13 protein-coding genes and 2 pseudogenes are annotated in these 14294 nt (G+C 73.0%); 10 read left to right on the forward strand and 5 right to left on the reverse strand.

Annotated elements, in window-relative coordinates:
* Window positions 1-7: 7 nt before the first annotated feature.
* Window positions 8-916 (reverse strand): NAD-dependent protein deacetylase, encoded by a 909-nt coding sequence (locus P8A20_RS35540; protein WP_306104977.1) that lies wholly within the window; start codon window positions 914-916, stop codon window positions 8-10.
* Window positions 917-1052: 136 nt separating this feature from the next.
* On the opposite strand from P8A20_RS35540, the gene P8A20_RS35545 reads away from it, so the two are divergent.
* The 4 genes from P8A20_RS35545 to P8A20_RS35560 all read left to right on the forward strand — a co-directional run bounded on the left by P8A20_RS35545 (window position 1053) and on the right by P8A20_RS35560 (window position 3992).
* The gene (locus P8A20_RS35545; protein ID WP_147961912.1) at window positions 1053-1988 is read left to right on the forward strand and encodes a class I SAM-dependent methyltransferase; all 936 of its coding nucleotides are present in this window, start codon (window positions 1053-1055) and stop codon (window positions 1986-1988) included.
* Between the two features lie 8 nt (window positions 1989-1996).
* Window positions 1997-2497 (forward strand): hypothetical protein, encoded by a 501-nt coding sequence (locus tag P8A20_RS35550; RefSeq protein WP_261988887.1) that lies wholly within the window; start codon window positions 1997-1999, stop codon window positions 2495-2497.
* Between the two features lie 18 nt (window positions 2498-2515).
* A complete protein-coding gene (locus P8A20_RS35555; protein ID WP_306104978.1) occupies window positions 2516-3448 on the forward strand; it encodes a hypothetical protein in 933 nt (310 codons plus the stop codon).
* Between the two features lie 382 nt (window positions 3449-3830).
* Window positions 3831-3992 (forward strand): hypothetical protein, encoded by a 162-nt coding sequence (locus P8A20_RS35560; protein ID WP_306104979.1) that lies wholly within the window; start codon window positions 3831-3833, stop codon window positions 3990-3992.
* A 151-nt stretch (window positions 3993-4143) separates the two neighbouring features.
* On the opposite strand, the gene P8A20_RS35565 is transcribed toward P8A20_RS35560, so the two are convergent.
* The 4 genes and pseudogenes from P8A20_RS35565 to P8A20_RS35580 form a co-directional block, all read right to left on the reverse strand.
* Window positions 4144-5031 (reverse strand): oxygenase MpaB family protein, encoded by an 888-nt coding sequence (locus P8A20_RS35565; protein ID WP_306104980.1) that lies wholly within the window; start codon window positions 5029-5031, stop codon window positions 4144-4146.
* 79 nt (window positions 5032-5110) lie between these two features.
* Window positions 5111-6022: pseudogene (locus P8A20_RS35570) on the reverse strand (class I SAM-dependent methyltransferase); the annotation flags it as partial.
* Between the two features lie 109 nt (window positions 6023-6131).
* Window positions 6132-6752: a helix-turn-helix domain-containing protein gene (locus P8A20_RS35575; protein ID WP_147962838.1), complete on the reverse strand. Its 621-nt coding sequence runs from the start codon at window positions 6750-6752 to the stop codon at window positions 6132-6134.
* Between the two features lie 112 nt (window positions 6753-6864).
* Window positions 6865-7972: pseudogene (locus tag P8A20_RS35580) on the reverse strand (MGDG synthase family glycosyltransferase).
* A 185-nt stretch (window positions 7973-8157) separates the two neighbouring features.
* Here P8A20_RS35580 and P8A20_RS35585 point away from each other — a divergent pair.
* The 6 genes from P8A20_RS35585 (at window position 8158) to P8A20_RS35610 (ending at window position 14196) form a co-directional block, all read left to right on the forward strand.
* Complete coding sequence (locus P8A20_RS35585) at window positions 8158-8991, forward strand: SDR family NAD(P)-dependent oxidoreductase (protein WP_147962840.1); 834 nt, start codon at window positions 8158-8160, stop codon at window positions 8989-8991.
* A gap of 42 nt (window positions 8992-9033) precedes the next feature.
* Window positions 9034-9900: a DMT family transporter gene (locus P8A20_RS35590; protein ID WP_147962841.1), complete on the forward strand. Its 867-nt coding sequence runs from the start codon at window positions 9034-9036 to the stop codon at window positions 9898-9900.
* On the forward strand, window positions 9894-10622 hold the full coding sequence (locus tag P8A20_RS35595) for a polysaccharide deacetylase family protein (RefSeq protein WP_306104981.1): 729 nt from the start codon (window positions 9894-9896) through the stop codon (window positions 10620-10622). The genes P8A20_RS35590 and P8A20_RS35595 overlap by 7 nt, the downstream gene beginning before the upstream one ends.
* A gap of 305 nt (window positions 10623-10927) precedes the next feature.
* Complete coding sequence (locus P8A20_RS35600) at window positions 10928-11683, forward strand: (5-formylfuran-3-yl)methyl phosphate synthase (RefSeq protein WP_147962843.1); 756 nt, start codon at window positions 10928-10930, stop codon at window positions 11681-11683.
* A 9-nt stretch (window positions 11684-11692) separates the two neighbouring features.
* Entirely contained in the window at window positions 11693-13105 is a 1413-nt protein-coding gene (locus P8A20_RS35605) for an aldehyde dehydrogenase family protein (RefSeq protein WP_306104982.1), read from the forward strand.
* Window positions 13102-14196 carry an NAD(P)-dependent alcohol dehydrogenase gene (locus tag P8A20_RS35610; protein ID WP_147962845.1) on the forward strand — a complete coding sequence of 365 codons (1095 nt, stop codon included), beginning with the start codon at window positions 13102-13104 and terminating at the stop codon, window positions 14194-14196. The genes P8A20_RS35605 and P8A20_RS35610 overlap by 4 nt, the downstream gene beginning before the upstream one ends.
* Window positions 14197-14294 lie beyond the last annotated feature (98 nt).

Consider the following 14294-nt stretch of genomic DNA (forward strand, 5'->3'; position numbering starts at 1 on the left):
CACCCCCTCACACAGGCCCAGCCGCCCCGCCCTCCTCGACGGGGACGCCCAGCCGGCCGGCCACGGTGGCCAGCGCCGTGCCCAGCGGGAGCGCGATGCGGGTGACGGCATGCCGGTCGCCCCGGGTCACATCCCGGTTGACGATCAGCACGGGCTTGCCGTCCTGAGCCGCCTGGCGGACGAACCGGAGGCCGGACATGACGGTCAGCGACGACCCCAGGACCAGCAGCGAAGCCGCCTCCCGGACCAGTTCGCGGCACTGTTCGACCCGCCGCGGGGGCACGGTCTCGCCGAAGAAGACCACGTCCGGTTTGAGGATGCCGCCGCAGACCGAGCAGGGCACCACATGGAAGTCCCCGACCTGCTCGTCGGTGAGGTCGGCGTCGCCGTCCGGGTTGATCGCCGCGGCCACCGGCCGGAACCCCGGATTGGCCTCCTCCAGCCGCCGGGCCAGTTCACGGCGCAGGCTGAAGCTGTCGCAGGTGAGGCAGACGACCCGGTCCAGGCTCCCGTGGAGTTCCACGACAGCCTCGCTGCCGGCGGCCTGATGCAGGCCGTCGACGTTCTGGGTGATCACACCCGAGAGCATGCCCTCCCGCCCGAACGCGGTCACGGCCCGGTGGCCCGCGTTGGGGCGCGCGCGGCCGAAGGTGCGCCAGCCGAGATGGCTGCGCGCCCAGTACCGGCGCCGGGCCTGGGAGCTGGAGGTGAAGTCCTGGTACGTCATGGGGGTGTGCCGGCTGAGGCTCCCGCCCTCGCCCCGGTAGTCGGGGATGCCCGACTCCGTGGAGATGCCCGCCCCGCTGAGGACCAGCACGTCACCGGTGCTCAGGGCGTCGGCGAGCGGCCCCAGGTCCGTGGTGCCCGGCGACACGTCCTCGGTGGGGGTCCAGCTCAGGGTGGGGCGCATACGCATGCCCCCAGGGTACGGAAAGGTGCGTCAGGGGGGCGGTGGCCCCGGGCGGACAGGGCCACCGAGGGGTACGGCCGACACCATGGCCGCCAGGGCCCGTCTCCGGCCCCCGCACCGGCGGACCGTAGGGTTCTGCCTCGTGCCTCGACTCGAGATATCCGATCTGATCACCGCCGTGGATCCGCGCACCGGCCGACGGCTCCCGGTGCGGCGCGCCGAGGTGGTCCAGCAGCTTCGCGGGAGCGGCGACGAACGCGCGGCCGCGCTCGTCGCCGGCCTGCCCGCGGACTCCGACGGCATACTCGACCCTCTCGCCGTGGACCGACTCCTCATCAGCGTGCACACGGAGCTGCAGCGCCTGAGCGAGGAGCTCCGCGTGGCCGAACGTCTGGTCCACGTACTCGGCCCGCTTCTCGACGCGATCCGGACGACCACCGGACGGCCCGGGCCCTTCCGCCTGGTCGACGTCGGCTGCGGCCTCGGCCATCTGATCCGGCGGCTGGCATCCACCAACGCCCTCGGAGCGGACGTCGAGCTGATCGGGGTGGACCTCGACGCATCCCTGGTCGGCGAGGCCGACCGCCTCGCCCGGGCCGAAGGGCTCGACTGCGCCTTCGTCCACGGCAATGCCTTCGCCCTGCCCGAGGCGGCGACCGTCTATGTGTCCACGGGCGTACTGCACCACTTCCGCGGTCCCGACCTGGCCGCGTTCTTCCAGGCACAGGCCGCCTCACCGGCACTGGCCTTCTGCCATTTCGACATCGCCGCGACCGGTCTCGCGCCCATCGGCGCCTGGATCTTCCATCGCGCCCGGATGCGCCATCCCCTCGGCCGCCACGACGGCGTGGTCTCCGCGCAGCGCGCACACAGCGACGAGACGCTGCTGCGCGCCGCCGATGTGCCCGGCATACGCCCCCTGCTCTACGAAGCGAGGGGCGTGGCGAACCCGTTCTGCACCACGTTGCGCCCGGTCATCGGGGTGCGCCCGCCGCTGGAGGCGCCTTTCCGTCTAGCCCTCGGACGGGCCGCGCGCCGTCTGGCCGGCCCCGAGTACCTCGCCGGGGCCACCCGATGACGCCCGCGGTGCCACTCCTGATACTGGGTCTGGTGGACGCCGCGTTCAGCGGCTTCCGCGCGTACGCCGGCCGCGACGCGCGCATCCGTAAACACCGGCCGATCGCCTGCGCCGCGCTGCGCGGGCTGGGCGTCGGGAGTGCCCTTCTCCTCGCCCCCGTACTGACCGCAGGCCTCGTGCTGCTGGCCGCGGCCGACCAGGCCCGGACGTACGACACCCTTACGGCCGGCGGCATCGGCTACCTGCTCCCACTCGCCGTCTACGCCACCGCCGTACTGCTCTCGCTCGCCGCCTACTTCGCCCTGCCCTTCCGCGCCGGCACCCTCGCCATGGTCATCGGCCTCGGCCCGCTGACGCTGCTGCGCCCGCTCGCCGTGATGGCGGCGTGTGCCGGCGCGGTCCTCAACGGCGGTGGCCGCTCGTCCCTCCTGGTCGGTGTGGTCGCGGGTGCCGCGGTGCTGTGCGTCGAGCCGGCGGTGCACCGGCGCTGGTACCACCAGGTGCTGTGAGGAGACCGGGCGTGCCTTGTGCGGTACCTCTCAGCGGTCGACGCCGGCGACATCGAGCAGCTGGTGCATGAGCGCGGCGGGCAGCGTGGGGTTGCGGGCCGCCGCTCGCGCCACCCGCCGCTCGCCGAGCAGTTCGACGAGCCTCTGGCGGGGGAGACGGGGGTCGGCGGCCGCCCGGCGTCCGACCAGTTCCTCCTCGTCGTGGGAGAGCCGCTCGACGAGGTCCTGCCCACCTCGGGGGTCGAAGAGGGCCGCATACCGCAGCCGGGCGTTCGAGTCGTCCGCGAACCTGGCCAGACCGGGGCGCGCGAAGTTGCTGCGGCGGGCGAGCATGCCCCGGCTCAGCCCGTTCCAGTCGGCGAACATCTCCACCAGCAGCTCGTGCGGGGCGTGGTCGTTCTCGCAGAGCATCAGCCTGACGAAGTAGTCCTCGTCGGCCGTCAGCCGCTCGATCACATCGGCGGGCAGCGCCGGTGCGCATGTGACTCCCCGGCGCAGCAGGACATGGCTGGACGCCGCGATCTCCCGGAGCGCATCCGGGTCTCCGAAGCGTTCCTCCACCCAGCCGGGGACCGGATGGCGGCCCGGCGGCACGGTGTAGTCGATCGCGGCCCGCTGTTCCTCCGTCACATCCGCGCGCAGGGACACGGCGAGGCGGACGAAGAGGTCGCGGTCGGCGCCCAGCCGGAGGGCCAGAGCCGCGGGGACGTGCGGGTTCCGGGCGACCCCGTGGCGTACCGAACTGTCCTCGTGGTCCACGAGAAGCGCCGCCAGGGCGGCGTCGAGAGGTGCGGTGGAGGCGGCGTCGCGGCGACGGCGCCCGTCGGCCTCCGCGAGGAAGTCCTCCACCGTCGCCGGCAGGGGGGCGTCGACGTGAGTGGCGCGCCGGACCGCCTCGCGCACCCGCGGATCGGGGTCGGCTTCCGCCGACGCCCGTACCTCCGGGCGTAGTCGGGACCAGCTCCAGGGAGTGATGGCGGCGGCCCGGACGCGGGGGTCGTCATCCTCGGCCAGAGCGAGCCGGGCCGTGTCCGGCAGGCCCGGCAGCCCGGCGGCGAGATGTCGCAGGCGCGGTTCCGGGCCGGTGGCCAGCCGCACGGTCAACTCCACCGGCAGTTCGACGCCGGACTCCCGGGCCACCATCACTGCGACGCGCCGCACCTTGGGGTCCGGATCCTCGGCCAGCACGGCGCGCGATTCCGGTGGCAGACACGGGTTCTCGGCGGCCATCACGCGGACCCGCGGATCCGGGTGGGCGACCGCGACCTCGGCCGCCCGGGGGGCCGGCGCGGAGTACGTGAGCCAGTAGCGGGCCTCGGGCAGGGGATCGACCGTGAACACGCGCCGCAGCACCTCGTACGGTGCCTCCCTGTTCGTCGCGAGACCCACGATCCACTCCGTGTGCAGCGAGGTGTCGACTGCGAGCGTCCGCAGGGCCTCGGCGCGCGCCGTCTCCGACGCCTCCGGGCTGTCGAAGGCGACCTGTGTCGGCTGAGCATCACCGTTTGGCATGGGGCGATCCTCGCAGGGCCCTCTCGCGGCCGTACCGGGCGCCTCGGCGGCAAACCCGGCCAACAGGCCCCGGCCCGGCAGACGGAGGCGGTACTGCGCGCCGCGAACCCGGTTCTCCGCGCGGGGGAGGCGCCTCAGTCCCGCGCCGTCGGGTACGGCTGACGCGCCGGAGCCATCGCCCAGCGGATCGCGGTGGTCAGCGCACGCCCGGTCGGGGTCACGCACGCCTCGCTCACGCCGGACAGCCGGGGCAGCTCCAGCGATGTACGGGCCCAACGGGGGAGAGCGGCGACCGCGTTCGCAGCGAGGACCGCGTAGGGCGCGCGGGCGGCCCAGGGCAGGGGCGGGTGCAACAGAATGAAGCGTGCCGCCCCGCGCGCCTCCGGCGTGGAGCGCAGTTCGGCGCGGTAGGAAGCGAGCCGGGCGACGAGCTCCGCCCGGTTGCGCGGAGGGTCGATCACGCCGAGGGCTTCCGCCACCCTCGCCGTGTCGGCGACATAACCGTCGTAGCCGGCGGCGTCGAGCGGTTCGGCGCCGTAACGCCGGTGGGCCAGCAGGAAGCTCTCGACTTCGGCCACGTGCACCCAGCCGAGAAGGTGAGGGTCGGAGGCGTCGTAGGACTCTCCGGACGGAGTCGTTCCGTGCACCGCGCCGTGTACGGCGCGAACCCGGTCGGCCGCCTGCCGCGCGTGGTCCGCCGTTCCGTACGTGGTCACGGCGAGGAAGGTGCTGGTGCGCTGGAGCCTGCCCCAGGGATCGCCACGGTAGCCGGAGTGGGCCTCCACGGCTGCTATCGCCAGCGGGTGCAGGGACTGGAGCAGCAGTGCCCGAAGGCCACCGATGAACATGGACGCGTCGCCGTGGACCGTCCGGATCGGCCGGTCTGGGCCGAACCAGCGTGGGCCGGGGGTCCCGTGGATACGGGCGCGGTTCTCCGCCCCCGCGGGACCGGCGACCCGGGCGAAGACCGCGCTGCCGAGCCGTTCCCGCAGACCGGGTGCGGCACGCGTGGACGAGTCCATGAGCCCAGTATGCTCCCCGCCGCAGCGCCTTCGGACGGAGCCGGCGCCACCACCGAGCCGCCGCTCCACCTCGCTCCTTGCGGCGAGCGGCCCAGACCATCCGTTCCGTGCGCACGGTCAGATCGGTGCGGCGCAGGATGCTGCGAGGGCTGTCGGTGTCGAGGAGCTGGTCGAGGGCGGCGAGATCCTCGGGCGAGAGCGTCTCGGCGGCGGCGCCACGGATGCGTTGCAGGGTGCTCAGGGCATAGCGGGGGATCGCCTCGGTGCCCCCGGTGCCCCCGGTGCCCCCGGTGCCCCCGGTGCCCCCGGTCCGGGTGCCCTCGATGTTCACCTCGACGGTGCGCTCGCCTTCGACCGTGAACCCGGCGGCGGTCAGCAGCGGCCCCCAGTCGGCACCACGGTGGGGTACGTGCTCCATGTGGAGGTGGTCGGTCGCGGTGTGGCAGCGCTCTTCGAGGCCGGGCCGCTCCTCGGGTGCGTCCGCCGGCAGAAAACGGGGGAAACCGGCCAGCTCGACGACGGCGAACAAACCGCCGGGTGCGAGTACGTCGCGCACCTGGCGCAGTGTCCGGTCGGGCTCGGCCATGTGGTGCATCGAGGCTGAGGCCCAGATGAGACCGGGTGTCCCGAGATCGGGCCAGTCGGCGGCGTCGAGGTCGGCCCGGACGGTGCGCACGCGGTCGCCCGCCCCCTCGGCGGTGGCCTTCTCCCGCAGCCGGTGCAGGTGCTCGGCGGAGGAGTCGACGGCGGTCACACGTGCTTCCGGGAAACGCGCCAGGAGAGCGAAGGTGCCCGCGCCCGTTCCACAGCCCAGATCCACGATCTCCCGCGGGGGCGCGCCGACGGGAAGCCATGCGGTGATGGAGGCGATGTGTTCGGCGAGCACTTCGGCGTCCAGGTCGAGGATCTCCGCCTGGCCGCCGGAGTCGGCGGCGTGATCAGGGTGGTGGTGCGTGTCGTGGCCGGGGGAGTGCGGGTGTGCGTGGGTCATGCCCTCACGCTAGGCGGACCGTGCGCCTACAGCACATTCCCTTGCCGAATACGCAAGGGAATGACCTGTGCAGGTGCCGAACACGCACTATGAGCGCGGCAAAAGGTGGTCATGGGCGGGGGCCGTTCGATTCGCGTTGCTCCCCGCCGCTCGGGCCGGCCCCTTCGCGCTGATGGCCACGGCGGGCGTCGCGGTCGAAGATTCCCAGGATCTCGCAGGGGCCGCCCTCGGCGCCGATGGCGTGCGGAAGCATGGTGGGGAACTCCGCGGCCTGGTCGGTCTCCACACGGAAGCGGCGATGCCCCAGCATGAGTATCGCGGTGCCGGACAGGACGACGAGCCATTCCCGGCCGGGATGCGCGCGCATGCGCGCGGGGTTGTCCGGCGGCGGCTCCGTCATACGCTGGCGCACGACGCTCATGCCCGGGTCGCCCTTGACCGGCCAGCGCATCAGCCCGTGGGCCGCGTCGATCGTCGGGCTGGTGACTACGTCGTCGGAGGCCGTCTCGACCAACTGGTCCAGGGACGTGTCCAGGGCACGGGCGAGGATCACCAGCTGGTCCAGTGCGAGGCGGCGCCGGCCGTTCTCGATGCGGGAGAGCGTGGACTGACTGATGTGCGCACGGGTGGCAAGTTCCTCCAGTGACCAGCCCTGCGCCACGCGCAGCGCGCGGATCCGTTTGCGTACCAGGCCGTCCAGTTCGTCCTCGTTCTGCGTCACGGACAACATCGTATGCACAGCATGAGCTGCGGACCTCCGGCCCTTTCGCGTGCTCCGGGGCTAGCGGGGCAGGCCGGACGGAAGGGCGGAAGGCAGGCTTCCGTCTTCGGGAGGACGGGGCTCAACAGGCCACCAACCGGGCGGCGTCCGCGGTGAACACGGCCCGCCCGGCTGTGATCCGGCGTTCGCGGTCGGGACCGGGGCGCGCCAGACGGTCCAGCGCGCCGAGCAGGGCGGCATCGTCGGTGACGTACTCGGTGATGCCGGCCTCGGCCATCTCGTGGACACCCTCGATCCCGTGACCGGGGATCGGACGATATCCGACGACAGGCACCCCGGCGGCGAGGGCCTGCACCGCGGTCTGCCCCGCCGCGTTGTCCACCAGGGCGCTCGACGCGGCCATCAGGTCGGGCAGGTCCTCGATCCAGCCCAGCGGCAGGACGCAGGGGAGCCCCGCCGCACGGGCCCGCAGCCTTTCGTCGTTGCCGCACAGCAGCACCGGCAGGTGCCCTGCGTCGGCGAGCAGGCGCGCGGTGGCGGTGAGCCCCCGGCCCACCCCCCAGGCACCGGCGGACACCACCACCGCCGGCGCCGGCTCCGTGCCGTGCCAGCTTCTGATCCCAGCGGGACGGCCGGCGCCCGGGGACCGGCCGTCCCGCATCGGTGAAGGCCGCCGGTACGACCGGGCCGCACACCTTCGCAGGGCACCCGGTCGCGGCCGTGACGCGCGCCGCGGCGGCATCGGTCAGGCACAGATAGAGGCTGTTGCCAGGGTGCAGCCACTGCCGGTGCACGGCGAAGTCGGTGACCACGACGGTGCTCGGTGGACAGTCGCCCCCACGGACTGTCCTCAACCGCCCTGTCACCTGGGCGGCCTGATGGAAGGTGGAGACGAGCGCGTCCGGGTGCCACCGGTCGACGACACGGCGCAGGCGCGGCGCGAGTACAGCCGCCAGCGGACCGGTGGCCGATGACAAGCCGACCTTGTCGCCGTGAGCCCCGCGTTCCTGGAAGAACGTCGAGTAGACCGTCTGGTAGGCCCAGGGGCAGCGGCGGAGTGCCGTCCGGTATGCGGCGCGCAGTCCGCGGCCGGCACCGGAGGGCAACAGGTTCAGGAGGTCCACGCGGGCGGCCCGGTGACCGTCGGCCCTCAGACGTCCGGCCAGTTCGCGAGCGACGGCGTCGTGACCCGCGCCCATGCTCGCGCTGATGATCAGAAACCTACTCATTCCCGCATGTTCCCCGGACGACGGCCCGGGTGCCAGACACGGACCGGGCGAGCCGTTAGCCCAGTGCGGTCACGCGCGTTTGCCGGTGCGGCGGTTGCACCGAAGGATGACTGAGTACGGTCCGGTGCAGGCCGGGCCCGGAACGGAGCCCCGCGTGGCCGGTGGCCACGGAGGACGGAAGGCCCATGCGCGCGAGCCCAGCACCACGCAGCAGTCCGGCGGCCGAAGCCGATGCGGCACCGTCGGGTGCGGGCGGCCGTCCTGCCCCTGGCCGGCGACGGGTCGCGTTGATCACCGGCGCCTCGTCCGGCATCGGCGCCGCGGTCGCCTCCAGGCTCGCGGCGGGCGGCCGATGGGATCTGCTGCTCAACGGACGGGACGAGGAGCGGCTCGGTGCGGTCGCCGACCGCACCGGAGGTGCCGCGCTGCCGATGGACCTGGCCTCCCCGGAGGGCTGCCGGAAGCTGGCCGAGGCGGCCCTGACACGCAGTGACCGGGTCGACGCGCTCGTCGCCGCCGCCGGGCTCGGCTGGGCGGGCGCCTACACCGACATGACACCCGCCGTGGTGAACCGCCTGGTCAGCGTCAACGTCAGTGCCGTGCTCCACCTCGTCAACCTGATGCTGCCGCACATGGTCGCCCGTGGGTCGGGCCGGCTGGTCCTGCTCGGCTCCGTCGCCGGCCGCTTCGGCGTACGGGGCGAGGCTGCGTACGCGGCGACGAAGGGCGCGCTGATTCCCTTCGCGGAGAGCCTGCGCTACGAACTCAGGGGCACGGGCGTCCATGTCTGCCTGGTCCAGCCCGGCCCCGTCGACACCCCGTTCTTCGCCCACCGGCACACCCCGTACACGCGCTCCTGGCCGCGGCCGGTATCCGCAGGGCGCGTCGCCGCCGCAGTCGAGGACGCCCTGGCCGGGAGGCGGGACGAGATCACCGTGCCGCGCTGGCTGGGAGCCCCGGGCCGCATCCAGGGCCTGGCCCCGCACCTCTTCCGCAGGCTGGCCACGCGCTTTGGCTGAGCGTGGCCCCCGCCCCCGGCACGGTCGCGGAGGGCGGAAGACATGATCGTCCTTTCCGTCGTCATGGCGCTGCTCGCCGCGCTGGGAAACGCGGCGGCCTCCGTACTCCAGCGCCAAGCCGCGGCGGCCGACCTGGCCGACACCTCGGGCGGCCGGCCCGGCGGACGCTTCGGCTTCGTACGCCGCCCCGCCTGGCGCTGGGGGGCGGGGCTCCTGGCCCTCTCCGGGGCGGCGCAGGCCCTGGCCCTGGCGACCGGCCCGCTGGCAGTGGTGCAGCCGGTGATGACGACGGAGCTGCTGTTCACGCTGGTCCTCGCCGCCCTCGTCTTCCGATGGCCGCCGGGCGGCCGGACATGGGCGGCGTTCCTCGGGATGGCGCTGGGTCTGGCAGCCTTCCTCCTGCTGGCCGGCCCGTCCGGCGGCATGGAGACCGTCCCGCCGAGGAGATGGCTGATCAGCGCCGTTCCCGCCCTCGCCGTGACGATCCTGCTGACCGTGGTGGCCAGGAGACTGCGGGGATCGGCGCGGGCGGCGGTGCTGGGGTCGGTCACCGCCATCGGCTTCGCCTTCACCGCGGCGCTGATCAAGGACACCCTCGGCCTCGTCTCCGGCGGATCGGGGGACGTCTTCACCACGTGGCAGATCTACACGGCCGCAGCGGTGGGCCTCGGCTCCTTCCTGATGCTGCAGGCCACGTTGCGGGCGGGTTCCCTGGCGGCGTCACAGCCCGCCCTCACCCTCGGCGACTCCCTGTTGAGCGTGATCCTGGGTATCTCACTGTTCGAGGAACGGATCGACCTCGGCTGGCGGGTGCTGCCGGAGGCGGCGTCCCTCGGCCTCGTCGCGTTCGCCTGTGTACATCTGAGCAGGTCCCCCCTGGTCTCGGGCAAGGAGGCCCAACGATGGTGAGACACCCCGGCACCGTGGGCGTGGGCGCGCTGGCAGCGGCTGCCGCATGGCACATCGGACCCGCCGCCACCTGGCTGCCGCCCGTACGGAAGATCCTCAGCCCCTCCTTGGACGGCCGAGGCAGCCCCGACCACGTGGCACTGACGTTCGACGACGGACCGGACCCGGACAGCACCCCACACTTCCTGCGCGTCCTCGCAGAGCACCGGGTACGGGCCACCTTCTTCCTCGTCGGCGAATCGCTGACCCGTCATCCCGACCTCGGCCGGGCCCTCGTGGCGGCAGGACACGAGGTCGCGGTGCACGGCTGGCACCACGACCGCCCCTGGTACCCCGCGCCGCTGCGCGACGTACGGGAGGTGCGTCGAGCCGCCGACGCGGTCCGGCGGATCTGCGGGACCGACCCGCAGTGGTACCGGCCGCCCTACGGCATCCTCACCGGCGGTCGGCTGACGGCAGCCCGCCGCGCCCGACTCCGGACGGTGCTCTGGTCGTCGTGGGGCCAGGACTGGACAGAGCACGCCGACGCCCGCTCCGTGACCGCGTCGGTCCTGAGGGACCTGACCGGCGGAGGGACCGTGCTGCTGCACGACGCGGACCGGTGGAGCGCGCCGCACGCGTGGAGGGCCACGCTGGAGGCGTTGCCCGCCCTGCTCGCCGAATGCCGACGACTCGGTCTGCGCGTGGGACCGCTGTGCGAGCACGACGTCGAGCGCGGTTAGGAGCATCCCCGTCAGCACCTCATGGGAGCGGCCGCCATCCCGGCGAGCGTGCGGCCCCCTGCACATCCCGCACCCGACGTCCCGCCTCCGGCACCGCCGGACCGTCCGCATCGCGTGACTGCTGCGAACCGGCGTGGACGGCGCGTCGGGAGGGGCGTGGGCGCGGTACGGCAGTGATCCGTGCGGTACTCCGCGCGCCCTGCCGGGCACCCCGGACCGCAGCAATGATGAGCACACCGCACGTGATCCGAGCGACTCCGCACACCTGTCTCCGACAGGTGGACCTACGGTGGAAGGAACCCGCGTTGTTGCTGCTCATCTCTCCTGACAGCGTCGAGGAAGCACTCGACTGCGCGAAGGCCGCCCAACACCTCGACATCGTCGATGTCAAGAAGCCCGACGAGGGCTCGCTCGGCGCGAACTACCCGTGGGTCATCAGAGACATCCGCACTGCGGTCCCGGCGGACAAGCCGGTGTCCGCCACCGTGGGAGACGTACCGTACAAGCCGGGCACGGTGGCCCAGGCCGCGCTCGGAGCGGCCGTCTCCGGCGCCACGTACATCAAGGTCGGTCTCTACGGATGCACGACGCCCGAACAGGCCGTCGAGGTCATGCGCGGAGTGGTCCGCGCCGTGAAGGACTACCGCCCGGACGCGTTCGTCGTCGCCTCGGGCTACGCGGACGCCCACCGGATCGGCTGCGTCAACCCGCTCGCACTGCCCGAGATCGCCCGGCTCTCCGGCTCCGACGCGGCCATGCTCGACACCGCGGTCAAGGACGGGACCCGGCTGTTCGACCACGTACCGCCCGACGCCTGCGCGGAGTTCGTGCGGCTGGCCCACGAGGCCGATCTGCTCGCCGCGCTGGCCGGCAGCATCAAGGCGGAAGACCTCGCGACGCTGACCGGCATCGGCACGGACATCGTGGGAGTGCGCGGGGCGGTCTGCGAACGGGGGGACCGCACCACCGGCAGGATCCAGCCGGAGCTGGTGGCAGCCTTCCGGGCGGAGATGGACCGGCATGCCCGCGCGTACGCGGCAACCGCGGTCGCCGCGAGCTGATCACCCGGCATGCCGACGCGACAACCCACTCGCGAGCCTGGAGGCCGTGAGAAGTGCTTCGCCGTGCTCGATCCCGCGACGGGCGAGCCGTTCGACGAGGCTCCCGACCACGACCCGGACACGCTGGACGCCGTGGTCGACGCGGCGCACGTCGCCTGGCGCGGGTGGCGGGAGGACCCCGCCGCCCGCACCGGTGCGCTGCTCGCGGCGGCCGACGCCGTCGAGGCCGCAGGGGCCGACCTGGCCCCCCTGCTCACCCGTGAGCAGGGCAAACCCCTGTCCGAGTCGTATGCGGAGGTCGCCCGGACGGCAGCCCGTCTTCGCTATTTCGCCGAGCTGGACCCCGGCTCACAGCCCATCACGGACGGGCGGCCGGTACGCAGCGAGATCCGCTGGCGGCCGATCGGTCCGGTCGCCGCCATCGTCCCCTGGAACTTTCCCCTCCAGCTCGCCTCGGCGAAGTTCGCGCCCGCGCTCGCCGCAGGCAACACGGTGGTGCTCAAACCCTCGCCGTACACCCCTCTCGCCACACGCCTGCTGGGGTCGGTCCTCTCCACCGCCCTCCCCGAGGACGTACTGACGATCGTCACCGGTGGCGAACCCCTCGGTGCCCGTCTCGCATCCCATCCGGGGATCCGCCATGTGACGTTCACCGGTTCGATCCCCACCGGACGGGCCGTCGCGGAGAGCGCGGCGGCCTCACTCACCCGGGCCACCCTGGAGCTGGGCGGGAACGACGCCGCCGTCCTGCTGGAGGACGTGGACGTGGAACGCGTCGCGGACCGGCTGTTCTGGGCCGCGTTCCGCAACTGCGGGCAGGTCTGCATGGCGGTCAAGCGCGTCTACGCCCCGGCCCGGATCCACTCCCAGGTCGTCGAAGCCCTCGCGCAGCGCGCGAAGACCGTAGTCGTCGGATCCGGGCTGGACCCCGTTTCGGAGCTGGGCCCGGTCAACAACGCCGCCCAGCTGGCCCGGGTCGAGCGCTACACGGCCCGGGCCCAGGCGGACGGTGCACGAGTCGCGGCCGGCGGCCACCGCCTGGACCGGCCGGGGTACTTCTTCGCTCCCACCGTCCTGGCCGACGTCCCCTCAACCAGCCCGGTGGTGACGGAGGAGCAGTTCGGACCGGTCCTGCCGGTGCTGCCGTACACAAGCGTCGACGAAGCCGTCGAAGCGGCCAACGGCACACGCTTCGGCCTGGGCGGGTCGGTCTGGGGCACCGATCTCGACCGGGCGGAGGCCGTCGCCGGCCGGCTGGAGTGCGGGACGGCGTGGATCAACCACCACGCCGAACTGTCCCTCGCCCAGCCCTTCGCAGGGATCAAGGAGAGCGGTGCCGGCGTCGCGGGCGGCCCCTGGGGTCTCTACGGCAATCTCAGGCCGTTCGTCGTGCACCGCCCGTACCGTCCGGAGGAGGCATGACGACGAGGTTCCGGGCGGCGGTGCTGCGCTCCTACGAGAAGCCGTTCACCGTCGAGGAGGTGGCCCTGCACGAGGAACCGGCCGACGGCGAGATCCTGGTCCGGATCGCGGGCTGCGGGATGTGCCGGACCGACCTCGCGGTCCGTGGTTCGGCAGGCCGGACACCGCTCCCGGCCGTGCTCGGTCACGAGGGCGCGGGGGTCGTGGTGGGGACAGGCGGCCCGGACACCGGCCTGAACACCGGCGACCACGTCGTGCTGAGCTTCGACTCCTGCGGACACTGCCGCAACTGCCTGGGTGCGGCACCCGCCTACTGCGACTCGTTCGCCTCGCTCAACCTCTTCGGGGGACGGAAGGAGAACGCCGCCCGGTTCACCGACGCGGCAGGGGGCGAACTGGCCCCCCGATGGTTCGGCCAGTCCTCGTTCGCCGAGTACGCCGTGGTCAGCGCACGCAACGCCGTCCGGGTCGATCCCTCCCTGCCCGTCGAACTGCTCGGACCGCTCGGCTGCGGCTTCCTCACCGGTGCCGGAGCCGTCCTCAACTCCTTCGGCATCGGCCCAGGCGACACCATGACCGTGTTCGGCGCGGGAGCGGTGGGGCTCGCCGCGGTGATGGCGGCCACCGCTGCCGGAGCGGTGACCGTGGCCGTCGACCGCCATCCCGAACGGCTGGCCACCGCCGAGCGCTTGCGTGCGATCCCTCTGCACGCCTCGACGGCCGACCTGCCCGACCGCATCCGGCGGCTGACCGACGGCGGCACGCAGTACGCACTCGACACCACGGGCTCACCCGAGCTGATCAACGACGCGCTCCAGGCCCTGCGTCCGACCGGCCACCTCGGTCTGGTCGCACGGATACACACCCCGCTCCCGCTCCGACCGGGGTCACTGGACCGCGGCCGGAAGATCTCCCACATCTGCGAGGGGGACGCGGTGCCGGGACTGCTGATTCCGCGGCTGACCGAACTGTGGCAGGCCGGGCGGTTCCCGTTCGACCAACTGATCCGTACCTACCCCCTCGCCGACATCAACGAGGCCGAACGCGACTGCGAAGCCGGCCGTGTGGTCAAACCCGTCCTTATTCCGTAAGGGAGCACCCAGGAGCGGCCCACGGGAGCCGCAGAGTTGCGGGGCGGCCCCGGATCCAGCACGCGCAGCGCCCCTAAGTCCTGCCTTTTCGCACAGAA

It is taken from the genome of Streptomyces sp. Alt3 (assembly GCF_030719215.1).
Taxonomy (GTDB): domain Bacteria; phylum Actinomycetota; class Actinomycetes; order Streptomycetales; family Streptomycetaceae; genus Streptomyces; species Streptomyces glycanivorans.

Bases quoted from the DNA above. Each gene is read 5' to 3' on its own strand.
- P8A20_RS35540 (WP_306104977.1), bottom strand. From the start codon at position 916: ATGCGTATGCGCCCCACCCTGAGCTGGACCCCCACCGAGGACGTGTCG.
- P8A20_RS35610 (WP_147962845.1), top strand. From the start codon at position 13,102: ATGACGACGAGGTTCCGGGCGGCGGTGCTGCGCTCCTACGAGAAGCCG.
- P8A20_RS35575 (WP_147962838.1), bottom strand. From the start codon at position 6,752: ATGTTGTCCGTGACGCAGAACGAGGACGAACTGGACGGCCTGGTACGC.
- P8A20_RS35585 (WP_147962840.1), top strand. From the start codon at position 8,158: ATGCGCGCGAGCCCAGCACCACGCAGCAGTCCGGCGGCCGAAGCCGAT.
- P8A20_RS35590 (WP_147962841.1), top strand. From the start codon at position 9,034: ATGATCGTCCTTTCCGTCGTCATGGCGCTGCTCGCCGCGCTGGGAAAC.
- P8A20_RS35605 (WP_306104982.1), top strand. From the start codon at position 11,693: ATGCCGACGCGACAACCCACTCGCGAGCCTGGAGGCCGTGAGAAGTGC.
- P8A20_RS35595 (WP_306104981.1), top strand. From the start codon at position 9,894: ATGGTGAGACACCCCGGCACCGTGGGCGTGGGCGCGCTGGCAGCGGCT.
- P8A20_RS35565 (WP_306104980.1), bottom strand. From the start codon at position 5,031: ATGGACTCGTCCACGCGTGCCGCACCCGGTCTGCGGGAACGGCTCGGC.